This is a genomic window from Streptomyces sp. NPDC003034 (genome assembly GCF_053591375.1).
On sequence record NZ_JBSFTS010000006.1, the window covers coordinates 150781 to 174474 of the forward strand.

The following is a 23694-nucleotide window of genomic DNA, read 5'->3' on the forward strand; positions in this document are numbered from 1 at the left end:
CCACGAGGTCATCGACGTCCACGAGGTCATCGACATGAGGTCACCGGTCACCGGTCACCAGCGGAGCAGGACGAGTTCGGAGGCGAAGCCCGGACCGAACGCGATCATCAGACCGACCGCTCCGGGCGGAGGCGGCCCGGCCGTCTGGATGCCGTTCAGGATGTGCAGGACCGAGGCCGAGGAGAGGTTGCCGACGGCCGCCAGGGAGCGCCTGCTCGCGGCGAAGGCGGCCTCGGGCAGCCCGAGTGCCTCCTCCAGGACGTCCAGGATCTTCGGACCGCCGGGGTGGCAGATCCACGCGTCGACGTTCGCTGGCTTGAGGTCGTGGGCGGCGAGGAACGTCTCGACCTCCTCGACCACGTGCAGCCTCACCAGCTCCGGGACTTCACGGTCGAGCACCATGCGGAAGCCCCAGTGGCCGATGTCCCAGCCCAGCAGGTGCTCGGTGCCCGGGTAGAGACGGCTGCGCGAGGCCACCACCGTGGGCCCCGCGCCCGCTGTGTGCAGCGGGTGACCGCTCCCGACCGCCAGCAGGGCGCCCGCCCCGTCGCCGAAGAGGGCGCCGGCCACCAGGTTCGCCATGGAGGTGTCGGTGGACTGGAGGGTGAGGGAGCAGAGCTCGGTGGACAGCAGGAGGGCCGCATGGCCGGGCCGGCCCGTCAGATAGTCGTGGAGATGGCCGACCCCCGCGGCGCCGGCCGCGCAGCCGAGGCCGAAGAGCGGCATCCGCTTCACGTCGGGGCGCAGGCCGGCGCGCGTGGCGAGGCGGGCTTCGAGGGAGGGCGTGGCCAGGCCCGTCACCGTGGTGGACATCACGAAGTCGATCTCCCGTGCGGTCAGACCGGCATCGGCGAGGGCCAGTTCGGTCGCCGCGGCGCCCAGCTCCAGGGCCGTTTCCACGAAGAGCGCGTTGGTGGCGCCGAAATCGTTGGACGGCCCGTACCGCGCCAGCGGGAGGGCGAGATGGCGGGTGTCCACGTGTACGGAGGCGTGAACGCGGCGCAGGAGGGCGGGGTCGGAGCCCGGCGGGAGGAAACGGGAGAGCGCTGCCGTGATCTCCGACTGCTGATGGCGATGCGGCGCCAGCACGCTGCTCACTGCCAGGACACGTGTCATTGATTCACCATAGGAAGAAACTGACACTTCATAAGGAATCACGTGAACCGGGCGCGCCGCCGCATAGCGTGGCACCGTGTCCGCCCGAACCACCGACCCCCGACGCCCGCCCGGCCCGCCCACCTCGGCCTCGGCGTCCCCCGCCCCCGCCCCCGCCGCCGCACCGTCCGTCTCCGCCGACGCACGCCGCGCCCGACTTTCCGGCCTGGTGGTCGCGTGCCACCCCGTACCCGCCGCGGCCGTCACCCTCCTCGCCGCCGCACTGACGGCCGCCGTGGGCCGCGGTCTGCCCGGGGCCGCCCTCACCGTGGGCGCCGTCGCCGTCGGCCAGCTGTCGGTGGGCTGGTGCAACGACCGGGCCGATCACCGGCGCGACCTGGCCACGGGCCGCCGGGACAAACCGCTGGTGGCCGGTACGGTGGGCCCCGCCACCGTGGCCGGGGCCGCGGCTTTGACCCTGCTGCTCTGCGTCCCCCTGTCGCTCGCGTGCGGGCCGCTCGCCGGCGCCGTGCACCTCGCCGGTGTGGCGGCCGCCTGGGCGTACAACCTCGGACTGAAGAGCACGCCCTTCTCCTGGCTCCCGTACGCCCTGGCCTTCGGCCTGCTGCCCGCTTTCGTCACCTTGGGCCTGCCGGGCGCGCCCTGGCCCCCGCCGTGGCTGACGGCCGCCGCGGCCCTCCTGGGAGCGGGTGCGCACTTCGCCAACGTCCTGCCCGACATCGACGACGACCTCGCCACCGGGGTCAGGGGTCTGCCGCAGCGGCTCGGAGCCCGGCCGGCGGCCGTCCTCGCGGGCCTCCTCGTCCTCGGGTCGACCGTCGCCCTGGTGACGGGACCGCCCGGGCGGGTGACCGCGTACGGCTGGATGCTGCTGGCGGTGACGGCCGCGGCGCTCCTCCTCGCCGCCTTCCGGCCGGGCGGTCGCCTCCCCTTCCTCGCCACGATGGCGGTCGCCGGAGCCGATGTGGTGCTGCTCCTGATGGAGCTCCGCCGTTAGGGGGTGCTTCGGGTGCGGGTCCAGGTCAGCAGTTGGTCCGCGGTCCAGGTGTTGATGACGCGATCGGCCGGAACGCCGCACTCCACCGCCCGTTCGCAGCCGAGGATCTGCCAGTCCAGCTGGCCCGGGGCATGCGCGTCCGTGTCGATCGCGAACAACGCGCCGCTCTCCACGGCCAGCCGCAGCAGCCTCCGCGGCGGATCCAGCCGCTCCGGCCGGCTGTTGATCTCCACCGCCGTACCGGACTGCGCGCACGCGGCGAAGACCTTCTCGGCGTCGAACTGGGACTCGGGGCGGCCCCGGCCGGTCACCAGCCGCCCGGTGCAGTGGCCGAGGACGTCCATGAGGGGGTTGCGTACGGCTGTGAGCATCCGGCGCGTCATGGCCGGGCGGTCCATGCGCAGCTTCGAATGGACGGAGGCGACGACGACGTCGAGCTGGTCCAGCAGCTCCGGCTCCTGGTCCAGGGAACCGTCAGGCAGGATGTCGCACTCGATGCCGGTGAGCAGCCGGAACGGCGCCCACGTCTCGTTCAGCTCCGCCACCACCCGCAACTGTTCGCGCAGCCGCTCCGGCGAGAGCCCCCGGGCGATGGTCAAGCGCGGCGAGTGGTCGGTGAGCACCGCCCAGGAGTGGCCGAGGTGGGCCGCGGCCCGGCCCATGGCCTCGATGGGGCTGCCCCCGTCGGACCAGTCCGAGTGCACATGGCAGTCACCGCGCAGAGCCGCCCGCAGCGCGGCGGCGGCCGGTGTGGCCGGCGGTCCCTCGGGGAGCGCCGCGACCTCGTCCTCCAGCTTCCGCAGATAGCTCGGGACCGCCCCGCCGAGCGCTTCGACGATGACCTTGGCGGTGGTCGGACCGATGCCCTTCACCGCCTCCAGCGAACCGGCACCGGCCCGCTCGGCCATCTCGCGCTCGCCCATTCGGACGAGGGCCGCGGCCGCCGTCCGGAAGGCCCGGACCCGGTACGTCGGCGCCTGCGCGCGCTCCAGCAGGAAGGCGATCCGGTCCAGCGCCGCAACCGGGTCCATCGCGTACCTCCTGGTCCCAGTGTGACAAGGGGCGGGGTGCCCCGCAGCGGAGCACGCGGGAGCGCGCCGACGGGTGCCGGGGCTCCGCCCGAGCCTACGGCTGGGCTACGGCTCCTGCGGGACCGCGGCGTCGAGGGCGGTGGTGAGCCGGTTCAGGCGCGCCTGGAGGTCCTGGATCTCCGAGAGGTCGAATCCGGTGGCGGTCGCGATCCGCCGCGGCACCTCCTGCGCGCGGGCGCGCAGCGCCCGTCCCTCCTCGGTGAGGTGGGCGTGCACGGACCGCTCGTCCTCGGCGCTGCGCTCGCGGCGCACCAGACCGGCCGCTTCGAGCCGCTTGAGCAGGGGGGACAGCGTCCCGGAGTCCAGCCGCAGGTGCCGCCCGATCTCCTTGACCGGCATCTCGCCGTGCTCCCAGAGCACCAGCATGACCAGGTACTGGGGGTAGGTCAGTCCCAGGTCCTTGAGGATGACGCGGTAGAGCCCGCCGAAGGCACGGCTCGCGGCGTTGAGGGCGAAGCAGATCTGACCGTCCAGGCGTAGGAAGTCCTGGTCGGGGTGGGTTTGGGCCGGCTTCTCGCTCATGGGGTCCAGTGTACCCGTGGTGCGCTTGTGCGGCATTGAATTGTGCACAACTGAATTGCGTGCTCTACTTGTGAAGCGCGGTCGGGCCACGGCCGCACGCCTGGACCACCGTGTGAGAGGAACCCCGATGGACGCGCTGTACACCGCCACCGCCACCGCCAACGGCCGCGAGGGCCGCACCGTCAGCTCCGACGGCCAGATCGACCTGGCGCTGGCCATGCCCCCGGCCCTCGGCGGCAACGGCCAGGGCACCAATCCCGAGCAGCTCTTCGCGGCGGGGTACGCGGCGTGCTTCGCCAGCGCGCTCGGCCTCGTCGGCCGGCAGGCGAAGGCCGACACGAGCGAGGTGTCGGTGACGGCGGAGGTCTCCATCGGCAAGGACGGCGCCGGCTTCGGCCTGGCCGCCACCCTGCGCATCGAGCTCCCCGAGTCCCTGGCGGGCGAGACGGGCGCCCTGCTGGTGAAGCAGGCGCACGAGGTCTGCCCGTACTCGAAGGCCACCCGCGGCAACATCGCCGTCGAGCTCGTCATCGAGTAGTCATCCCGGCAGGGAGGTGTCCGGTCGATCGTGCGCGCACCGGCCGGACACGTCCCGCACCCCGGCACGCTGCGGCCGTCGGACGGCAAGACGGCGCCTCCGCACCGCGACGCGGCTACGCGCGCGGCGAACGGCCCCCCTCCAGCCGTGCGTCCTTCACCGTAGGGAGCATGCTGAGCCGAGTCGCCGTCCTCTCCGACATCCACGGAGTACTGCCCGCCCTGCAAGCAGTGCTCGACGAACCAGAAGTGCGCGCCGCGGACCGCGTCGTGCTCACCGGCGACATCGCGGCCGGTCCGCAACCGCCCCAGGTACTGGACCTGTTGACCCCGTTGGGGGACCGCGCCGTCCGGATCAGCGGGAACGCCGACCGGGAGCTGCTCGAATACCGCCGCGGCCAACGCGTCCGCTCGACGGCCCTTGACGTACTGGTCCCGGCCGCTAAAGGTGGCTGCGGCTGCCGTGGGGCTCGGCCCAGCGGCGGTGCAAGGCCGCCCGGGCGCTCTCCGGGAGCGTGCGGGTGATCAGCTCCATCGCCTTCGTGCGGGGGGAGCCGGCCACCTTCCGGGGCCGGCCCGCCATCATCGCCGCGTAACCCTGCCGGGCCACGACGGCCGGATCGTCCTTCTTCATCCGGCCGACCCGCGTGTCGAGCAGGCCCGCCCGTACGAAGAACCGCGTATCGGTGGCGCCCGGCATGAGGGCGGTGACGGTGACACCCGTGCCCTTCAGCTCGCCGCCCAGCGCGCGGGCGAAGGACTGCAGGAAGGCCTTCGAGGCGTTGTAGACGGCGTGGTGGGGACCCGGTATCTCCGCCGCGACCGAGGAAGTGATCAGCAGGCGGCCTTCCCCGCGTGCGGCCATGTCCGCCAGCAGACGCCTGGCCAGGTGCACCGTGGAGGAGATGTTGACGTCGATGACGCGCGCCTGATCGGCGAGGTCCGTCTCCAGGAAGGGCCCGCCCAGCCCGATGCCGGCATTGAGGACGGCGGCGCTCACCGGCCGGCCGAGGGCCCGCAGGTCGCCGTAGAGGGCCTCCACGCCGTCGTAGGTGGCCAGGTCGGTCCGCACCGCCCGCACCTGCGTACCGTGGACGCGCAGCCGCCGTGCCGCCTCGGACAGGAGCTCGTCCTCGGCGGCCACCACCAGGTCGTACCCGTGCCGCGCGCATTCCCGGGCCAGCTCGAAGCCGATGCCGCTGGAGGCGCCGGTGACCACGGCCAAGGGCCGCGAGGAGTCCGGCCGTGAGGTGTCCAGCCTTGAGGCGTCCGGCCGCGAGGTGTCCATACGCTGCCGCTACCCGCCCGGCGTCGCGTCACCGCCGCCGGGCAGGAATTCCTGGATTTTCGCCTTGACGCCCTGGCGGACCATGGAGGCGCGGTCACTGTCCCCGCGCAGCACGGCCGAGGCCGCCGCTTTGACCTGGTCGAAGGTGGAGTGCGGCGGGATCGGCGGCACGGCCGGGTCGGTGCGGAAATCGATGACGAAGGGGCGGTCGGCGGCCAGCGCCTTGCGCCAGGCCGGTTCCACGTCCTCCGGGCGTTCCACCCGGGTCCCGTACAGACCCAGCTGGGCGGCGAAGTCGGCGTACCGCACATCGGGCAGCGCCTGCGACTGCTCGAACTGCGGGGCCCCCTCCATGGCCCGCATCTCCCAGGTGACCTGGTTCAGGTCGTGGTTGTTCAGCACGGCCACCACCAGGCGGCGGTCGGACCACCGCCGGTAGTACTTGGCGATCGTGATCAGCTCCGCCATGCCGTTCATCTGCATCGCACCGTCGCCGACGAGGGCGATGGCCGGGCGGTCGGGATGGGCGAACTTCGCGCCGATGACGTAGGGCACCCCGGGCCCCATGGTGGCGAGGGTGCCGGAGAGCGAGCCGCGCATGCTGCCCCGCATCCGCAGGTGGCGCGCGTACCAGTTGGCGGCGGAGCCGGAGTCCGCGGCCAGGATGACGTCGTCGGGCAGCAGCGCGTCCAGCGTGTGGACGACGTACTCCGGGTTCAGTGGATCGGCGGGGACCGCGGCCCGGCGCTCCATCACCTCCCACCAGCGTTCGGTGCCCTGCTCGATCGTGTCGCGCCAGGACCGGTCGGTCTTGCGCTCCAGCAGCGGGATCAGCCGCTTGAGCGTCTCGGCGGCGTCGCCCACGACGTTCACCTCGAAGGGGTAGCGCAGTCCGACCAGCGCCGGCTCGATGTCGATCTGCACGCCCCTGGCCTGGCCGAACTCGGGGAGGAACTGGCTGTAAGGGAAGCTGGAGCCGATCACGAGCAGGGTGTCGCAGTCACGCATCAGCTCGTACGAGGGCCGGGTGCCGAGCAGGCCGATCGAGCCGGTGACGAAGGGCAGCGTGTCGGGCAGCACGTCCTTGCCCAGCAGCGCCTTGGCCACGCCCGCGCCCAGCAGCTCGGCCACCTCCTCCACCTCGCCGCGAGCGTGCCGGGCGCCCTGGCCGATCAGCATCGCGACCTTCTGGCCCGCGTTGAGGACCTCCGCGCAGCGCGCGAGCTCCTCCTCGGCCGGGACGGGCGCGAAGCGCCCCACGCCCTGGCTGGAGGGGACCATCTTGAAGGAGTGGGAGGGCGGCTCGTACGGCAGGTCCTGCACGTCCCCGGGAATGATCACCGCTGTGACGGTGCGCCGGGCCGTGGCCACGCGCATGGCCCGGTCCAGGACGTTGGGCAGCTGCTGCGGGACGGTGACCATCTCGCAGAAGTCCGAGGCCACGTCCTTGTAGAGGGAGAGCAGGTCCACCTCCTGCTGGTAGGAGCCGCCCATCGCGGTGCGGTCGGTCTGGCCGACGATGGCGACCACCGGGACGTGGTCGAGCTTGGCGTCGTAGAGGCCGTTGAGGAGGTGGATGGCCCCCGGGCCGGAGGTGGCCGCGCACACGGCCGTCCGGCCCGAGAACTTCGCGTACCCGACGGCCTCGAAGGCCGACATCTCCTCGTGCCGTGACTGGATGAACCGCGGATCGTCATCCGCCCGGCCCCAGGCCGCGAGAAGGCCGTTGATCCCGTCTCCGGGGTAGGCGAAGACGTACTCCACGCCCCACTCCCGCAGCCGTTCCAGCAGATGGTCCGAGACCTTCATCGCGCGGACTCCGTCCGTAGCCGTTCGTATCCTTCTTCTGGTCGCCCGTATGCGCCCATATCTGGCTCGCATCCGCTCGTATCCGTTCGCATTGCGTCATATCCGGCTGCTCCGGACCGAGCGGGAGCGGCGGCGCGCTGCGCACCGTACCCCGCGGCTAACCCGTCCGCCGCCGCACAAACGTCCCCGTGCCCGGGGGCGGCCGTGTCCGTACCGCAACAGGTCCACTCCAGCCGCGGCATTGCTCCACCAGGTGCCGTCCGCGCAGACGTACGGGTGATTCGTGCGCGAGGGTGAAGGAGCGGGCGGCGGGACCCCCGGGTGGCCGCGGCATGCGTTGCGACCGGCGAGGCCAATCCTTTCTGCGGAGTCCGCGAACCGGTACTCCACACGGCGCCGACCCGCCCTCCGATGGCCGTGCGGGGTGGGTGGGCCGAATGAGCCATGCCCTCTCAAGCCCCGGCCGAGGGCAGTCCGATGGAGGGGGAGGCCGCCCCCGGAACGAACACCTGAGTGGGAGCGGCCGTCCTGTGACGACTGCCCAACCCGAGGGAGTTCTCTCCATGCGCATGCTCGTGCGTCTGACCACCGCGGCCCTGATCGCGATGACCCCGGCGCTCGCCGGTACGGCGTCCGCGGTGCAACCGTCCCCGGAGCCCGCGCCGCTGCACACCTCCGCCAACGCGGTGCCCGGCAAGTACATCGTGACGCTCGACAAGACGGTCGACGCGGTCAAGCTGGCCGAGAGGCTGAAGCTGAAGCCCAGCTTCGTCTACAAGGCGGCGATGAACGGGTTCGCCGTTCCGCTCAGCCCGGCGCAGCTGACGATCGTCCGCAACTCCCTCGGCGTGAAGGCTGTGGAGGAGGACGCGAGCATCACCGCCCTGCCGAGCCCGGCCACCCCGAGCACCCTGCGGGGGCCGGCCTCGACGTGGGGCCTGGACCGGATCGACCAGCAGAGCCTTCCGCTGGACAACAGCTTCACTCCCCGGGGCAACGGCGCGGGCGTGACCGCCTACATCCTGGACACCGGCATCGACTACAAGCACGCGGAGTTCGGCGGCCGTGCCGTCCCGGGCTTCGACGCCATCGGCGACGGCAAGAACGGCCTGGACTGCCAGGGCCACGGCACGCACGTCGCCGGCACGGTCGCCGGCGCGACGTACGGCGTCGCCCGCAAGGCCAACCTCGTCAGCGTCCGGGTCCTGGGCTGCGACGGCAAGGGCACCTGGTCGGGGATCATCGCCGGCATGGACTGGGTCGCCAAGAACGCCAAGCAGCCCGCCGTCCTCAACGGCTCCCTCGGCGGAGCCAAGTCGGAGGCCGTCAACAACGCCGCCGACGCCCTCTCCGACGCGGGCGTCCTCCCGGTCGTCGCGGCCGGCAACGAATCCCAGGACGCCTGCAACGTCTCTCCCGCCTCCGCCCGGAGGGTGCTCACCGTGGCGGCCAGCAACAAGTGGGACGAGGAGACCTCCTTCTCCAACTACGGGCAGTGCGTCGCGGTCTACGCACCCGGTCAGGCCATCGACTCGGCCAAGCTCGGCGGCGGTGCCATCGCCCTGAGCGGCACCTCCATGGCCGCCCCGCACGTGGCCGGCGTCGCCGCGCTCTACAAGGCCAACCACCCGGCGGCGACCCCGGCGGACATCTACACGTTCATCGCCAACCAGGCGACGAAGGACGTCCTGCACAGCGTCAGCAACTCGTCCCCGAACCAGATCCTCTTCACCAACGGCCTCTAGGTCCTGTCCGGGCGGTCTTCGTGGATCAGGTCGCGTTGTCTGGTGCGGTGCATCGCAAGGCGGAGGGGCGCAGCTCGTACGTGGCCGTACTCGCGCGCTCCGACAACGCAGGGAGGTGCCGTGCCGGGCAGCGCGGGCCCGCGGAGATCCCCGGACAGGGCCTAGCAGACCGGACACCCCTTTGACCCCGTGCGGGGGCGCATTCGGTGCGCCCCCGCACGGCGGACGTACGGGACGGCCGACGGTGCGGAAGGGGCCACGGCGTTCCCGGAACTGCCGGATCGCGTCCGCTAGCCGAGCCGGGTGAGCCGGGTACCGAGCGAGGGCTCGGACAGCTCGCCCCGCACCGCGACCGGCACGCTCTTGGCGCCTTCCCCCTCGCCGACGGTCAGTACGCCCACTTCTGTCCCCGCCTTCGCGGTGCGCGGCGCCGGCTTCCTGCCGGTGTCGAGGGAGAGCCGCAGGGTCTGGCCCGGTACGCCGACCACCTTCAGGTCCGCCGTGGCCACCAGCGCGGTACGGCCGCCGAGTCCGTCGTCCACGTAGCCCACCGTCTGGCCCTTGCGGGCGGCGGTGACCTGCGCCAGTGCCTGCCGTACGGCCTCGATGACCTTCTTGCTGTTCTCCTTCACCAGGAGCAGGCTGTTCGCCGCGTTGGGGTCGGGCCCGTCCACGCGCTGATCCATCATCGTGCCGAGGATCAGCGGGGTCTCGTCGCCGACCGACTTGTACGCCGCCCACATCAGCGTGCCGCCGGCGGGCGAACTCGACCCCGTCTTGATGCCCTTGATGCTGAGACCGGGCGCCGTCAGCAGATTGCCGTTGTTGTTGTAGATCGGCTTGGGCAGTCCCTTGATCCTCGCGTCGGGCAGGGCGACGATCGCGCGGAAGGCGTCGTCCTTCATGACCGCCTCGGCGAGCTTCAGCTGATCCACCGCGGTGCTGACGGTGCCCGCGTCCAGACCGCTGGGGTCCGTGTACGTGGTGTCCTGCATCCCGAGCTCCCGCGCGGCGGCGTTCATCTTGGCCACGAACGCCGTTTCGGAGTCGGTTCCGGTGTCCCAACGCGCCAGCAGGCGGGCGATGTTGTTGCCCGACGGGATCATGAGCATTTTGAGCATGTCCTGCTGGCTGAACCTCGTCCCCACGCTGAGGCCTTCGATCCGGGACTCGTTCTCGGACGTACCGTCCGCCACGGTCTTCGCGTCGACCTCGATCTCCGGTCCCGGATCGTTCTTGCGCAGCGGATGGTTCTTGAGGATCACGTACGCCGTCATCACCTTGGCCACGCTGGCCGTGGGCACGGGCTTCTGTTCGCCGAAGGTGCCGATGTCACCGGAGCCGGAGACGCGGACGGCCCCCTGGCCATCGGCCGGCCAGGGGATGGTGAACTGCCCCTCCACGGTGTGGACGGGCGCGGCGGCGACGACCTGCGGCGCGGGCAGGGGACGCAGCAGCTGGGCGCCCGCGAGGGCGCCGGCCAGCAGGAGTACGACCGGCGTCCACAGCTTCAGCCGCCGCACCGCGGTGCGGCGCGGAACCTGCGGCGGCGCGGGGGTGTTGGTGAGCTCGGTCGGCAACTCCAGCGGGGCCAGCGGCGCCTGCAGGGCCGGTTTCACGACGGCGGACGGCGGCCGCGCCGCCGCGCCGGCCGGGGACGCGGCCGGGGCGGGGGCGGGGGCGGGGGCGTCCAAGGCATCGAGGACTACGGACGGACTCGTCCGGTCCGCAGCCGACTCGGACTGCACCCGCTCGGCCGGCCGCGTACCGGCGCCCGCCGCGCCCGATCCCGCGCCCCTGGCCTCCGGTCTCGCCGCAGGGCCGTCCTCCGCAGGGCCGTCCTCTATCCGGGGAGACTCCGCCTGAGGAGACTCCGTGCGGGGCGGTTCCGATCCCTCGGGCTTGGGCTTGGGCTCGGGTTCGGGTTCCGACTCCGGTGCGGGCTCGGGCTCCGGCCTCGGCTCGGGCACCAGCTCGGGCCGGGATTCCGGCTCGGGCTGCGGCTCCAGCTCCGACTTCGACTTCGGCTCGGGCTGCGGCTGCGGCTCCGGTTCCGGCTCGGGCTGCGGCTCCAACTCGGCTTTGGGTTCCGGTTCGGGCTCGGGCTGCGGCTCCAGCTCGGCCTTCGGTTCCGGTTCGGGCTGCGGCTCCAGCTCCGACTTCGGCTTCGGCTCGGGCTCCGGCTTCGGCTGGGGCTTGCGCTGCGGCTGGGGTCCGGCTTCGGCCGGCTGTGCGCGGGGGTCGGCCTTCTCCGTGCTCGTGGTCCTGGTCTTGGTCGCGGATGCGGGAGCCGCCTCCGGTTCGTCACCTTCCGTCCCCGGCGGGTCCATGTCCGCAGGCCCGGCCTCGGCCTCGCGCACAGCCACCGGGCCGGTGTCTTCCCCCGTGCCCACGGTCTCCGCACCGGCCTCCCCCTCCCGTGCGTCGGAGCCCGCGGGCCGTTCCCTCAGATCGGCCTCAGTGCCGGGACCGGCCCCCGGCTCGGGTACGGGTTCGCTCCGGGGAGCCTCCGCGGCCGCCGCCCCCGCCCCCGGTTCGTCCGTCCGGCCGCGCTCCGGAGTGCCGGAGGGTCCGTCCGTCACCCTTACCGCTGTCATCCCATCCCCGCCTTGCTCTTAACACCCGGCCGCCAGCGCGCCGGTTCTTGCCGATGAGGTGCGGCGACGCTCCCCCGGAACCTCGCCGAACCTCTAGATGACCGCCGTGCTCCCGCCGTTCCGTACGCGGGAGGCTGTGACCGTTCGGTCATATTTCCCGGCGCGGTCAGCGGCGGGGAGTCCTGGACGGCTTAGACAGTACCGATTCATCCCGCTACGTCCTGGTACGGCGCGCATGGCAGGCAGCCGTAGCCCCGCACCTGCCGGTGTCGCCGGTTCGCCGCTCTCAGTGGGTGGTGTGCGGCAGGGACACCCGCGTCGCGACGGACCGGTCGGCATCGGTGTCGATGAAGGACACCATCAGCGGGCTGCTGCCCGTGGCTCCGCCTGCGGTCGCGCGCAGACGGTACCGCTCCACTCGGACCGCCTCGCGGCCCAGCGCCGTGCCGCCCGTCAGCAGGGACGCCGGTGTGACGTCGTTGGCGATGCGCAGCGCGGTCGCCCGCCAGGTTCCCGATGCCTGGTCGAAACGTTCCAGCAGGAAGCCCGGTCCGCTCCCGGGCCGGTCACCGGGCTCGCCGACCAGCGATTCCATCTGGAAGGCGACCAGCAGGTGACGGTACTCCTCCGTGTTCCCGTTGCGCAGGGTGACGGTGAACTCCTGTGCCGCGCCTCCGCGTCGGAGGGCGAGCCCGCCGTCGCGGGTCTGGACCGCCGGGGTGAGGCGAGTGGGAGCGGGCGGCGGCGTCGCCGTCCGGCTCGCGGGCGGCCCCGGTACGGCGCCCTGGGCGGCCGGTGTCCCGGCCACGGACGCGGCCACGGACGGCGAGGCGGAGCCGGGAAGGGAGGGGGAGGGAGAGGGGGTCGCCGACGCGGAAGGGGACGCGGACGCGGAAGCCCCTGCCGTCGCCGGGACGGAGGCGCCGCTCACGCCCGCACCGCCCTTGTCGGAGCACCCGACGGCCCCTGCCAGCAGTGCGGTGGCTACGACGGCGATGGACAGGACCCGGCCGGGTCTGATGTGCGTGGGCATGCGTGTGGTTCCCCAAGAGTCGACTGAGGCAGGAACCTAGCAACCACGTGCGGGGGCGAAGAGTCCGAGCGGGCTTCGGACCGGCGACGGTTCGGTAACGGCAGGTGGGCAGCCAGGTGGCCAGGGGGCCAGGTGGGCGGGCCTTACGCGGACGGCAGGCGGCCCGCCACCGGGTCAGTCGAGCGGCTTGGAGAAGTTGAAGGCGGTCACGGCCATCCGCTCCCGGAAGTAGAAGCGGTGGGCGTCGGTCCGCTGGGTGCCGGAGTCGAGGGTGAGGTCGGTGCAGCCCGCGGCCCTGGCGTGCTGCTCCAGGTGGGCCAGGAGCGCGTGGCCGACGCCGGTGGAGCGGGCGGTGGCCGTGGTGACCAGGTCGTCCACGTACAGCTTGCGCACCTGGAAGGTCGTGGCGACGATCCGCCAGCCGGCCGCGCCCACGCAGGCGCCCTCGGCGTCGTAGGCGGCGGTGAAGCGCAGCCCCTGGCTGTGCCCCTCGGCGAGGATCGCCCGGAACAGGTCCTCCGTGAGGTGGGGGCGCAGTTCCTGGAGTACGGGAAGCAGGTCGTCGGTCAGACGGGAGTCGGCCGGCTCAAGGTCAATGATCTTCATTGGTTCAGCCTAAAGGGCGGCCATGCGCACCGGCGGCGGTCAGCTGACGCGCGGCACCCGGGTGACCCTGTCGCCGGCGTCCACGAACAGCCGTACGCGCTTCTCGTTGAAGTCCATCGTCACGGCCGCGTCCTCGGGGACCACGTGCACGACCAGCGTGGGGTCGGCCCTGTGCAGCGTCGCGCGCGCGGCCTGCGCGTCCATGCCCATCAGCGCGGGCCACTCGGAATCCGCCATCGCCCCTCCCCGGGAAACAAGACTTCTGACGGACGGTATCAAAGGCCGCCGCGCACCGGACCCGCCGTAGCGCGGACGGCCCTCGCCCGCGTCCTCGCCCGCGCCCTCGCGCCGCCACGCCCGACGTGTCGAAATGGGAGGGGGCTTGCGATGCGTGATGCGAGAGGCCCCTCCACGGGGGTGCGAACAGAAGTGAGGTGCACGATGAAGTACATGCTCATGCTTCTCGCGAAGCAGGCCGACTACGACGCCATGGGCGGCAAGGCGAGCGACGGCAACCCGGCCTGGTCGGAGGCGGACCTCAAGGCCATGTTCGACTACATGCGCGCGCTGAACGACGAGCTCACGGAGGCGGGCGAGATGGTCGACGGCCAGGGCCTCGCCGAACCGAAGCAGGCACGCCTGGTCACGGCCGGACCCGACGGATCCCCGGTGGTCTCCGACGGAGCGTACGGGGAGACGGGGGAGGTGCTCGCGGGGTACTGGATCGTCGACGTGCCCGACTTCACCCGAGCCGCCGAAATCGCCGCCCGCGCCTATGCCTGTCCCATTCCGGAGGGTTCGCCGAACTACCCGGTCGTCGTGCAGCCCGTCGGAGAAGAGCCGGCGACCGAGGCGTGACGGTCCACCCACCGCCGCGCGAGGACCCGCCGCGCCGGCCGGCGCCGGAGGTCCTCGGGTGCGCTCATCCGGTGTTACGGAGCCTCGACACGCCGCGCTTGTGGACGCCGTACGGGAAGCCCGGCCGGGCGGCCGGGCGGCGATCGAGGTCGACCGGGGCCGGACCAGCTGGACCGCGCCGCTGGCCGCTGCCGGGCGTCCGCATGACGGACAACGGTCACGGCTGTCAGACCGCGCGCTTACCCTTGATCACGTGAGCCCGACCCACGACAACGCGACCGGTGAACGCCCCCTGTCCGAGATCAACGCCGACATCCGCGGTCTCTTCGCCCGCGCCAGCGGCCGCCTGACCGACGCGGAGCGCGTCCGCCACGCGGTCTTGCTCCAGGAATGGGCCGCGGCGATAAGGGCCTCGGTCGTACCGGCCGCATAGGGCGCGTCTTTCGGATCTTGTCGGCCGGGCCCGCGTTGTCCGGTGCCGTGCATCGCAAGGCGGAGGAGCTTGCCTCGTACTGGACGTACCTGGAAGCCACGACAACGCGGGGAGGTGCGGTGCCCGGGCAACGCGGGCCCGGCAAGATCCGAAAGACACGCCCCCGGTTCTGTCCGGGCGGTCTTCGTGGATCAGGCCGCGTTGTCCGGTGCGGTGCATCGCAAGGCGGAGGGGCGCAGCTCGTGCTTGGCCGTACTCGCGCGCTCCGGCAACCCGGGGGTCCCTCCCAGCGGTAGCTGGGGGAGAGGTGCCGTGCCAGGCAGCGCGGGCCCGCGGAGATCGCCCGGACAGGGCATAGACGACCTGCGGGTCCCGCCCCGGCTACGCCGGAGCGTCGGCACCGGACTCCGCACCGGGCCCCGCACCCCCACCCCCACCGGACCCCGGACCCGCGGCGGCGGCCGCCGCTTCCGCCCGCAGCCGCCGCTTGTCCGGCTTTCCCCGGCCCGTCAGGGGGATCTCCCGCACCCAGAACACCGCGGTCGGCCGGTAGGCGGGAGCCAGCGCCTCCGCCACCAGGTCACAGGCCTCGGCAGCCGCCGCGGCACCGGGCGTGCGGCCCTCCGCCGGCACGAGGAAGGCGCACACCTCCTCGCCCGTGCGGTCGCTGTGCCGGCCCACCACCGCGGCCCGCGCCACGGCCGGATGCCGGGTGAGCGCCGCCTCGACCGGTACGCAGTACACGTTCTCGCCGTCGACCATCACCACGTCCTTGACGCGGTCGTCGAGGTAGAGGTACCCGTCGGCGCCGACGTGTCCGAGGTCCCCCGTCCGCAGCCACCCGTCGCGCAGCACCTCGGCCGTCAGCGCGGGCTGGTTCCAGTACTCCGCCATCATCGCTGCCGACCGGATCCACACCTCCCCGGTGCGGCCCGCGGGCACCTCCGTGCCGTCCGCGTCCCGCACCCGGACCTGCACCCCCGCTACCGGCCGCCCGACCGACGCCAGCAGCTCCGGGCGGCCGGTGACCGCCGCCGCGTGATCGGCGGGGGTGAGGCGGCAGATGACCGCGGCCTCGTTCATGCCGTACCCCTGCTGCCAGCGCCCGCCCCAGCGGGTCACGGCCTCCCGCAGCCGCTCGGCGTGGACGGGGGAGTCGCCGTACGAGATCAGCTCCAGCCCCGGCACGCCCGCGGCGGTGGCGGGATGGTCCAGCAGCCGGTACACCATCGAGGTCGTCAGGTACGTGGACACCCGGCCCAGCCGCCGGCACGCGGCGGCGAACTCACGGGGCCCGAAGGGTTCGAGGATCTCCACCCGGCCGCCCGCCCGCAACTGCTCCAGGCATCGTCCGCCGGACCGCTGCGCCAGCGAGGTGACCGACAGGTAGACCGCCTCGGCCCAGCCCGCGCCGCGGACGTCGTTGCGCGCCGCCATCGCCCCGAAGGTGGACGCCACCCCCTTGGGCCGTCCCGTGGTCCCCCCGGTGTAGGTCACCCGCGCCACGTCCTCGTCCCGCGCCCGCACGGCCACCGCCGTCCCCGGCCGGTCGGCGGCCAGCGCGGCCAGCTCGTCCAGGCCCAGCCGGGGGGCACCGGTCTCCGGTACCGGAACGTCGTGCAGGACCAGGTCGGGCCGGCAGTCCCGGAGGATGAAGTCCAGCCCGTAGGCGGCCGGCCCGGCGACGACCTGGGTCAGCCGTGCGCCCAGGAGGTGCGCGGCGAGCCGCACCAGCACCACCTCGGGCCGGTTGCGGCCCGCCACGCAGGCCACCCCGGCTCCCCGCCCGACCCCGGCCTCCGCGAGCACCCCCGCCAGGCGGTAGACGGTGTCCAGCACCTCGGAATACGGCATGACGCTCCGGCCGACGCCGAGGGCCGGGCGCTGCGCGTACCGCTCCAACGCCTCGACCAGATCCGTGACATACCGCGCGGCCACCACGTGCGCCCCCTCTCCGTGCCCCGCGTCGACCCTACGCCCCGGCGAAGGCCGAGGCCGTCGCGGTCGCACACGCGGCGCCGCACCGCTGAACGGGTGACACCCCGCAACTTGCCACGCGGGCAACCGTTGATCAAGGCGCTACACCATTACGCCATCGGGCACTCGTGGAACAGAAGGACCAATAATGATCAAGAAGATGATGGCCACCGCCGCCGCCACCGCATCGATCCTGGGCGCGGGCGCCGCCGTGGCCGCTCCGGCCATGGCCATCGGCAACGACAACGGCATCAACACCGTGAACGGCAACGGCGCCTCGCAGGTCTACGGCAACCAGACCACCCACGGCGCCATGAGCCCGCAGCTCAGCCTGGTCCAGGGCACCCTGAACAAGCCCTGCATCGGCCTGCCCGCGAAGATCAACGCCCAGTCGATCGCCGCCCTGGTCAACGTCGGTGTCCAGGACATCAACGTCCTGGCCAACCCGCAGCACCAGCAGTGCACCGAGAACTCCACCCAGGCCAAGGGTGACGAGCCGCTCTCGCACGTCCTCAGCAACATCCCGGTCCTGTCCGGCAACTTCTCGTCCGGCAGCTGACGCACCCCTCTTCGAGCCGGGGCCTCCGACGCCTGCGCGAGTGCCCACGGGGCCCCGGCTTTTCCGTCCCGGATCCGTGGATCCGGATCTCACGCGGGCGCGTCGGCCGGAAGGCCGTCCCAGTGGGCACCGATTCGCATACAGAGCCTCCCGCCCTGACGGGCAGGAGGCTCTGTGTGTGCGGGTGCGTTTCGGCGCCCCCCGGAGCGCCGGGTGTCGTACGCCCGCCGACCCGTCCGCGGTCGTACCGTACGGGGGTGCGCCTCACCCCCACCCCCACCGCCCTGGCGGCGGCCGTCGTCCTGTGCGTCACCGGAGCGTCGTGTACCGCGGCGCCGCCCCGCATCCGGTCGCAGGCCCCGATCCCCGCACTCGCGGCCGAGGTCGTCCCCGTGCCGCCGGAGAAGATCGGCCCGACGCACCGGCCGGGCTGCCCCGTACCGGTCCATCGGCTGCGGCTGATCCGGATGAACCACTGGGGATTCGACGGAAAGGTCCACCGGGGAGAACTGGTCGTCCACGAGGAGGCCGTCCGGCCCCTGCTGCAGGTCTTCGGCAAGGCCTTCGAGGCGCGGTTCCCGATCCGCCGGATGCGCGTGATGGCCGAGTACGACGGCAACGACGCGCGGGCGATGGCCGACGACAACACCTCCGCCTACAACTGCCGCCGCGTCACCGGAGCGCCCGCGCTGCTGTCCCGGCACGCGTACGGTGACGCCGTCGACATCAACACCGTGGAGAACCCGTACGTGGACGGGCGGGGCGCCGTGCATCCGCCGGAGGGCCGCCGCCACCTGCGGCGGGATCGTCCCGTTCCGGGCATGATCCGCGAGGGGGACGTGATCCTGAGGGCCTTCCGCGACGTCGGATGGCACTGGGGAGGCCGCTGGTCCAACCCGGACTACCAGCATTTCTCCGCGAACGGCGAGTAGCCGCGGCGACACGGTCTCTTCGACGTCAGCTTTGCGACGACATGTTCGTTGTCATCCTTTGGACGACATGCTACAAGGGAAGTACGTTGTAGCACATGGGAGGTGTTCGTGATGCTGATGCGCACTGACCCGTTCCGCGAGCTCGACCGGCTCACGCAGCAGCTGATGGGTACGGAGGGCACCTGGTCGCGGCCCACCGCGGTGCCGATGGACGCCTTCCGGGAGGGCGACACGTATGTGATCGCCATGGACCTGCCGGGCGTGTCCACGGACGCGATCGACATCGACGTCGAGCGGAACATGCTGACGGTCAAGGCCGAGCGGCGGCCCCGCGGCGAGTCCGACGCCGTGGAGATGGAACTCTCCGAACGCCCGCTGGGGGTCTTCTCCCGCCAGGTCATGCTGGCCGACACCCTGGACACGGAGAAGATCGAGGCGGAGTACGAGAACGGTGTCCTGACTCTGCGCATGCCGATCATGGAGCGGGCCCGGCCTCGCAGGATCGCCGTCAGCGGTGACGCCGGACCCCGGCAGATCAGCGGCTGACCGGCGGTAACAGGCGGCGGAGGTACCGATGGTCATGCGAAAGGAGGCGTTCCTGGACCACGTCCAGGAACGCGGCGAGTACAGCACCCGTGAAGAGGCCGACCGCGCGGCCCGCGTCGTGCTCGGTCTGCTCGGCGCGCACCTCGTGGGAGAGGACCGGGTGGAGACGGCGGCCCGCCTGCCCGAGACCTTCGCGCTGATCCTGCTCAATCCGCTCAGGGCGGCGGAACCGCTGAATGCGGAGCGGTTCGTACGGGCTGCCGCCGCCTGGATCGACGGCGCCACGGAGCAGACCGCCAAGTGGGACGTGAGCGCCGTGCTCAGCGTGGTGGCGGATGCCGTGGACGAAGATCTCATGCGGCGGATCCTGCTTCAGCTGCCCCCCGGATACGACGTGCTCTTCGGCCGGCCCCAGCCCGTCTGACGGGCCGGGGGCGGCCACTTCCACGGGGAGGCGCGGGCCCTCAGCCGTCCGCCCCGGGGCGCGCGAGCCGTTCGACACGAGCCAGGAACTCGGTGGGGTGGAAGGGCTTCGCGAGACATTCGTTCACACCGGCCTCCAGCGCGCGGACGGTGCACTCCGGATCGGCGGGCGGCAGCGCCAGGATCGGCACGAGCCGGTGGGCGGGGTGCCGGCGGATCTCCTCGAACATCGACACCTCGTCCAGACCGGGCCCCGTCCGCTCGCAGACCACCAGGGCGACGGGCGCGTCCCGGTCCAGCAGCGCCACGGCGTCCACGCCGCTTCCGCCGTCGACCACGGCGAAGCCCCTCCCCACGAGGAGGCGCTCAAGCAAGGTCCGGAGCGTGCGCTCCTTCGCCACCAGGAGGATCTTGGCGGGGGAATCGCTGCTCATGGTGTTCGGTGTTCCTCTGCATCGGGTCCATCGCCTCCCTCGGGTCCCTCGCGTCCATGTGGTGCATGCGGTGCATGTGCGCGGGGTTGGGCCGGCTCGCCGTAGAGCCTACGAGAGGGATGCCCGGGCGACGCGACGCGGCCGACGCCACCACGGTTCTTGCATCGCCGGAGCCCGGATGTCTAGCGTCGGGGCATGACCACTGAGCCGCAGCGCTTCGAGATCCTGTTGGTGCCCGAGCACGTCAAGAACCAGAGCGGCGGCCCCAGCCCGGACCACCCCTTGCGCTCGGCCGTGGTCGAGGCGACCGGCCAGACCGGTGCTTCGGGCTACCCCCACTACGCGGGGGAGGGAGTGGAGGCCGACATCGACCCCGCCACCCGCACGGTGGAGGCGCTGCTCATCGACGGCGCGGAGCTGGACCCGGGACTGACGGCCCTGATCGCCCCCGAGTCCCGGGGCCGGGCCGGAGGCTGATCAGCAGCAGGCGCCGGGCGGCGTACGGGCCCCCGTCAGGAGCCGTCGGCGAACACCGCGTACACATCGCGCTGCCCCGCGTACTCGCTGAGGTTCCAGATCACCGACTCCCGGTACGCCCAGCCGGTGGCGGTGCCACTGTGGAAGCTGAGGTCCTCGCAGCCGGTGGCCAGGCGGACCACGGTGGTGGGCGTGTCGGCGCCCGAAGTGAGGCTGCGCAGGCTGCCGTTGGCATCCGGGCCGTTGCTGGCCGACAGGTAGTGCCGGCTGTCGCGCGAGACCACGCCCTGGATCTTGCCCTGCGTCACCGTGACGGCTTCGACCGCCGTGGTGGAGGCGAGCCTGCGGGTCGTGTAGTCGAGCGGCCACCGGACGATCTTCGGGGTTTCGATCGTGGTGCCGTTGCCGTTCCACCCGGGACCGGAGTAGTCGACGGCGGGGGAGGTGAGGCTGGTGGCGTACTCGCTCACCGTGAGGCTGTCCGGGCTCGATTCGCGGTCGAGGCCGATCGCCGAGAAGCGGACCAGGGTGCCGGTGTTGTCGTAGGCGCCGATCTGCGGGAGGACGAACCGGTAGTCGTACGCGTGGTAGCGGCCGTCGGTGTGCAGTCCGCAGACGTCCGGGAGTCCCGTACTGACCTCGAACAGGCGGTCCATGTCGAACACCCGCAGGCCCTTGTAGGTGTCCACGACGTAGAGCCGGTTCCCGTACCACATGATGCCGCCGGCGTGCTTGCGGATCGGCTCGTAGGTGTACGTCCCGTCGGCCGTGCGGACCGGTTCCACGAGCAGGACGTGCCGGTACACCGGGGCGACGGCCGACGTGTAGTCGACGAAGCTGACGCGGATGCCCTTGTCGATGGCCAGCTCGTGGACGTCGTCCTGGTTGGGGTCGGTCTCGAAGTACCAGGACACCAGCACGACGCGCTTGCCGCCGGCGGGCCACAGGCCGGCGCCCAGCGCGTCGGCACTGGTGGTGATGCCCTGCGGAATCCATTCGACCGCGTCGCGGTCGCTGTTGTTCCAGGTGAAGCCGTGCGAGAAGCCGCCCACGCCCGCCGGCGCGGCGGACAGGCGCGTCGCGACACGGTTGGCGGTCGCCAGCACGCCGGTCGTCGTGTTGACGGGCAGTACCCGGGCCAGCCCCGCGACGAGATCCGTGAACTGCCCGGACGCGTTGGAGGTCCGCTCGGCGAGTGTGAACTGCCCGGGGTCGATGGTGGCGGCCCGGGCCGTGCTGGGGGCCAGCGCGGCGCCGGCCACGGTGATGAACGGCGCGGCGGCCATTCCCTTGATGATCGTTCTGCGTGACATGGCCATGGGGCGAGAATCTAGGGCTCCGGTCACGTCGGCGCAAACAGGCGAACCAACGCCCGCGCGGGTGCGGCTGACGGGGTGCCAGCAGGGCGGCGCGGCCTCACCCGGACCGCTCCGGAAGAGGCCGCCCCCGATCGCGGCGCGGCGCGGCGATCAGTGGAAGAGCATGGTGGCGCCCCCGGCCGCCGTGGCGACCGAGCCGGGACAGAGGAAGCTGCCGGACGTCTTGGTGGCGGTGAAGGGCCGGTTGACGTACTTCCTGCTCGTCCCCTCCCGGTCCCACACGATGTTCGTCGCCTTGTAGCGGCAGGAGACGAAGCTCTGCTGTCCGGTGATGTCGATGAGGTCGGTCTTCGCCACGCCGCCGGCGTCGTCGAAGGTGAAGACGGGGTTGTTGTTGAGGGCCGCGGTGAGGCCGCCGTCGCACGCGAGATTGCCGCCGGGCCTGTTGATCGTGGTGCGGTCGACGGTGAGCGTGCTCGGTGGCGCGGCGCTGGTGTTCGCATTGGTCCAGGCGCAGGTGGAGCCCGATACCGCGATCACCCCGTCCACCTTCATATCGGCCGCGGGTCCTGACGCGACGGCTCCCGAAGTGCCGCCGACGGTTGCCGCGACAGCCAGCGCCGCCAGTCCTGTGAGCCGGGAGATGTACCTCATGTCGCTCCTCCTTGCCACGTCCTTGTGGGGGTCTGAACCCGGTTTCGGCCGTCTGGCGGAGGATCCCGGATTCGGAGTGCGCCAGGAGAGTGGCACAGGGATGTTGAAATGTCATGCGCAGATCAAGAGGCGTCCGAAAGTCGCCCCGGCTCCGACCGGTTCGGCGTACGGTCCGACCGGTTCGGCGTACGGTCAGCCGCTTCGGTGGGCCGTGAGGAGGAGGTACTCCCACTCCATGACGCCGTTCTCGGTGTGCTCCCGGGCGAGGGCGTCGAGGTCGCGGTCGAGGGCGGCGGTCCGTTCGGGATCGCCGGCGATGTTGCGGTAGACGGCGATGGTGGGGCCGTAGCAGGCCTTGAAGAACTCGCGGAAGGCCGAGGGCTGCCCGAACCGGTCCACGCGCACCGTCCGGCGGCGGGCCTCCACGTCGGTGACGCCGTCGCCGAGGAGTTCGTGGACGTGCTCCTCGTCCCCCCACAACGGGGGCGGGAGGGCGTCCGGCGGAGGTGGGGGAGCGTAGGGCTTCATCGTGGCGAACATCCGGCCCAGGAAGCCCTCCGGCGTCCAGTTGATCAGGCCGATCGTGCCGCCGGCGCGGCAGACCCGGAGCAGCTCGTCCGCGGCGGCCTGATGGTGCGGCGCGAACATGACGCCCACGCAGGACATCACGACATCGAACTCGCCGTCCGCGAAGGGCAGCGCCTCGGCGTCCGCCTCCCGCCACTCCAGTTGGACACCGCGCACCGCGGCCCGCTGCCGCCCGACCTCCAGCAGCTCCGGCGTCAGGTCGGACGCCACCACGTCGGCCTCCGCCATGGCGGCCGGAAGGGCGGCGTTGCCGGCGCCGGCGGCGACGTCGAGCACCCGGTCACCGGGCTTTACACCGCACTCCTGGACGAGGAGGGGCCCCAGCTCGGAGATGACGTGTGAAGCCACCGACGGGTAGTCGCCCAGAGCCCACATCGCGCGGTGCTTGGCCTTCAGGGCGCGGTCGGCCAAGGCCGCCGCGCCGCTCGCCTCCGTCATGACAGCGCCCTTCATGCGTCGGAGCGGCCCCTTCTCCGAGCATAAGGAGATTTCCCGGCACCGGCCTGCCGGAGCCGCCGCGCACGCCCGCCTCCCCGGCACCGGTCGTCCCGGCTCGCCGCTCCGCCGGTCGCTCGATCGGGTGAATGGCCGCCGCCTACGAACAGACCGGCTCCCGCACCATCGCGGGGCCCGCCGGGTGCCCGCCCGAGGGGCGCTGCGGGAGCGGGATCTCGAAGTGGACCGTGCCGAAGCCGCCGTGCTCACCGGTCGTACGGGCATCGCAGACCTCGGTGGCCAGACTGCGCCAGAACGCCTCGGCGCCGGGGATGTCGACATTGGTGTGGAGGTAGATGCTCTCGTAGCCGGGGACCCCCGCCGCGAACTCGCAGGCCGCCCTCACCATGGCGCGCGCCAGCCCGTGCCTTCGGTGGCCGGGGCGTACGTACACGCGCAGCAGCTGGGCCGTGCGCCCCGACGGGTAGCGCTCCGCCAGCCATCTGGGATGCGGCGGGTGGGCGGGCCCCCGGGAGTGGAGCGCGGTCGTGCCCACCACCTCGCCGTCCTCGCGTACCGCCACCACCAGGGTGTGGCGCGGGTCGTCGAGGTACGTGGCGCGGAGGTCGATCACGTCGGAGTGCCACTCGGGCACGTATCCGTAGGCGAACTCCCGGTAGAAGGTGTCGAGCATGACGCTGCGCGCTCCGCGTACGTC

At 72.2% G+C, this 23694-nt stretch carries 25 protein-coding genes and 1 pseudogene; 11 read left to right on the forward strand and 15 right to left on the reverse strand.

Annotated elements, in window-relative coordinates; translation table 11 throughout:
- Positions 1–54: 54 nt before the first annotated feature.
- Positions 55–1116 carry a type III polyketide synthase gene (locus ACWDX7_RS09915; RefSeq protein ID WP_451490775.1) on the reverse strand — a complete coding sequence of 354 codons (1062 nt, stop codon included), beginning with the start codon at positions 1114–1116 and terminating at the stop codon, positions 55–57.
- A gap of 76 nt (positions 1117–1192) precedes the next feature.
- Between ACWDX7_RS09915 and ACWDX7_RS09920 the strand changes: the two genes are divergently transcribed.
- Positions 1193–2113 (forward strand): UbiA family prenyltransferase, encoded by a 921-nt coding sequence (locus ACWDX7_RS09920; RefSeq protein WP_451490774.1) that lies wholly within the window; start codon positions 1193–1195, stop codon positions 2111–2113.
- On the opposite strand, the gene ACWDX7_RS09925 is transcribed toward ACWDX7_RS09920, so the two are convergent.
- Both ACWDX7_RS09925 and ACWDX7_RS09930 read right to left on the reverse strand, forming a co-directional pair.
- A complete protein-coding gene (locus tag ACWDX7_RS09925) occupies positions 2110–3144 on the reverse strand; it encodes a PHP domain-containing protein (RefSeq protein WP_451490773.1) in 1035 nt (344 codons plus the stop codon). The two genes, ACWDX7_RS09920 and ACWDX7_RS09925, sit on opposite strands and share 4 nt — an antisense overlap.
- Positions 3145–3249: 105 nt before the next feature.
- Entirely contained in the window at positions 3250–3726 is a 477-nt protein-coding gene (locus tag ACWDX7_RS09930; protein ID WP_451490772.1) for a MarR family winged helix-turn-helix transcriptional regulator, read from the reverse strand.
- Between the two features lie 127 nt (positions 3727–3853).
- On the opposite strand from ACWDX7_RS09930, the gene ACWDX7_RS09935 reads away from it, so the two are divergent.
- Positions 3854–4264 carry an organic hydroperoxide resistance protein gene (locus ACWDX7_RS09935; protein ID WP_451490771.1) on the forward strand — a complete coding sequence of 137 codons (411 nt, stop codon included), beginning with the start codon at positions 3854–3856 and terminating at the stop codon, positions 4262–4264.
- A 170-nt stretch (positions 4265–4434) separates the two neighbouring features.
- Positions 4435–4668: pseudogene (locus ACWDX7_RS09940) on the forward strand (metallophosphoesterase family protein); the annotation flags it as partial.
- 37 nt (positions 4669–4705) lie between these two features.
- On the opposite strand, the gene ACWDX7_RS09945 reads toward ACWDX7_RS09940, so the two are convergent.
- Both ACWDX7_RS09945 and ACWDX7_RS09950 read right to left on the reverse strand, forming a co-directional pair.
- On the reverse strand, positions 4706–5551 hold the full coding sequence (locus ACWDX7_RS09945) for an SDR family NAD(P)-dependent oxidoreductase (protein WP_451490770.1): 846 nt from the start codon (positions 5549–5551) through the stop codon (positions 4706–4708).
- A 9-nt stretch (positions 5552–5560) separates the two neighbouring features.
- A complete protein-coding gene (locus tag ACWDX7_RS09950; protein WP_451490769.1) occupies positions 5561–7360 on the reverse strand; it encodes a thiamine pyrophosphate-requiring protein in 1800 nt (599 codons plus the stop codon).
- Between the two features lie 563 nt (positions 7361–7923).
- Here ACWDX7_RS09950 and ACWDX7_RS09955 point away from each other — a divergent pair.
- Complete coding sequence (locus ACWDX7_RS09955) at positions 7924–9105, forward strand: S8 family peptidase (protein WP_451490768.1); 1182 nt, start codon at positions 7924–7926, stop codon at positions 9103–9105.
- A 290-nt stretch (positions 9106–9395) separates the two neighbouring features.
- Here the strand turns inward: ACWDX7_RS09955 and ACWDX7_RS09960 are convergent, their stop codons facing one another.
- The 4 genes from ACWDX7_RS09960 to ACWDX7_RS09975 form a co-directional block, all read right to left on the reverse strand.
- Positions 9396–11702, reverse strand: a complete 2307-nt coding sequence (locus ACWDX7_RS09960) for a D-alanyl-D-alanine carboxypeptidase family protein (RefSeq protein WP_451490767.1) — start codon at positions 11700–11702, stop codon at positions 9396–9398.
- 286 nt (positions 11703–11988) lie between these two features.
- The gene (locus ACWDX7_RS09965; RefSeq protein WP_451490766.1) at positions 11989–12735 is read right to left on the reverse strand and encodes a hypothetical protein; all 747 of its coding nucleotides are present in this window, start codon (positions 12733–12735) and stop codon (positions 11989–11991) included.
- Positions 12736–12909: 174 nt separating this feature from the next.
- Entirely contained in the window at positions 12910–13341 is a 432-nt protein-coding gene (locus tag ACWDX7_RS09970; RefSeq protein WP_451490765.1) for a GNAT family N-acetyltransferase, read from the reverse strand.
- Between the two features lie 39 nt (positions 13342–13380).
- On the reverse strand, positions 13381–13578 hold the full coding sequence (locus ACWDX7_RS09975) for a serine protease inhibitor (RefSeq protein WP_451490764.1): 198 nt from the start codon (positions 13576–13578) through the stop codon (positions 13381–13383).
- A 213-nt stretch (positions 13579–13791) separates the two neighbouring features.
- On the opposite strand from ACWDX7_RS09975, the gene ACWDX7_RS09980 reads away from it, so the two are divergent.
- Complete coding sequence (locus ACWDX7_RS09980) at positions 13792–14199, forward strand: YciI family protein (RefSeq protein WP_451490763.1); 408 nt, start codon at positions 13792–13794, stop codon at positions 14197–14199.
- 253 nt (positions 14200–14452) lie between these two features.
- Positions 14453–14632, forward strand: a complete 180-nt coding sequence (locus tag ACWDX7_RS09985; protein WP_451490762.1) for a hypothetical protein — start codon at positions 14453–14455, stop codon at positions 14630–14632.
- Between the two features lie 381 nt (positions 14633–15013).
- On the opposite strand, the gene ACWDX7_RS09990 is transcribed toward ACWDX7_RS09985, so the two are convergent.
- The gene (locus ACWDX7_RS09990; RefSeq protein ID WP_451490761.1) at positions 15014–16573 is read right to left on the reverse strand and encodes an AMP-binding protein; all 1560 of its coding nucleotides are present in this window, start codon (positions 16571–16573) and stop codon (positions 15014–15016) included.
- Between the two features lie 184 nt (positions 16574–16757).
- Here ACWDX7_RS09990 and ACWDX7_RS09995 point away from each other — a divergent pair, with 184 nt between their 5' ends.
- From ACWDX7_RS09995 to ACWDX7_RS10010, 4 genes are all read left to right on the forward strand, one after another.
- Positions 16758–17168, forward strand: a complete 411-nt coding sequence (locus ACWDX7_RS09995; RefSeq protein WP_451490760.1) for a rodlin — start codon at positions 16758–16760, stop codon at positions 17166–17168.
- Between the two features lie 257 nt (positions 17169–17425).
- Positions 17426–18100 (forward strand): M15 family metallopeptidase, encoded by a 675-nt coding sequence (locus ACWDX7_RS10000; protein ID WP_451490759.1) that lies wholly within the window; start codon positions 17426–17428, stop codon positions 18098–18100.
- Positions 18101–18211: 111 nt separating this feature from the next.
- Entirely contained in the window at positions 18212–18646 is a 435-nt protein-coding gene (locus tag ACWDX7_RS10005) for an Hsp20/alpha crystallin family protein (RefSeq protein WP_451490758.1), read from the forward strand.
- A gap of 28 nt (positions 18647–18674) precedes the next feature.
- Complete coding sequence (locus tag ACWDX7_RS10010; RefSeq protein WP_451490757.1) at positions 18675–19070, forward strand: DUF2267 domain-containing protein; 396 nt, start codon at positions 18675–18677, stop codon at positions 19068–19070.
- Between the two features lie 40 nt (positions 19071–19110).
- Here ACWDX7_RS10010 and ACWDX7_RS10015 read toward each other — a convergent pair whose 3' ends face one another.
- A complete protein-coding gene (locus ACWDX7_RS10015; protein WP_451490756.1) occupies positions 19111–19503 on the reverse strand; it encodes a response regulator in 393 nt (130 codons plus the stop codon).
- Positions 19504–19698: 195 nt separating this feature from the next.
- Here ACWDX7_RS10015 and ACWDX7_RS10020 point away from each other — a divergent pair, with 195 nt between their 5' ends.
- A complete protein-coding gene (locus tag ACWDX7_RS10020; RefSeq protein ID WP_451490755.1) occupies positions 19699–19980 on the forward strand; it encodes a hypothetical protein in 282 nt (93 codons plus the stop codon).
- A 35-nt stretch (positions 19981–20015) separates the two neighbouring features.
- Here the strand turns inward: ACWDX7_RS10020 and ACWDX7_RS10025 are convergent, their stop codons facing one another.
- From ACWDX7_RS10025 to ACWDX7_RS10040, 4 genes are all read right to left on the reverse strand, one after another.
- A complete protein-coding gene (locus ACWDX7_RS10025; protein ID WP_451490754.1) occupies positions 20016–21299 on the reverse strand; it encodes a hypothetical protein in 1284 nt (427 codons plus the stop codon).
- Positions 21300–21449: 150 nt separating this feature from the next.
- The gene (locus ACWDX7_RS10030) at positions 21450–21953 is read right to left on the reverse strand and encodes a hypothetical protein (protein WP_451490753.1); all 504 of its coding nucleotides are present in this window, start codon (positions 21951–21953) and stop codon (positions 21450–21452) included.
- A 192-nt stretch (positions 21954–22145) separates the two neighbouring features.
- Entirely contained in the window at positions 22146–22994 is an 849-nt protein-coding gene (locus ACWDX7_RS10035) for a class I SAM-dependent methyltransferase (RefSeq protein WP_451490752.1), read from the reverse strand.
- A gap of 142 nt (positions 22995–23136) precedes the next feature.
- Positions 23137–23670 (reverse strand): GNAT family N-acetyltransferase, encoded by a 534-nt coding sequence (locus ACWDX7_RS10040; RefSeq protein WP_451490906.1) that lies wholly within the window; start codon positions 23668–23670, stop codon positions 23137–23139.
- Positions 23671–23694: the final 24 nt, after the last annotated feature.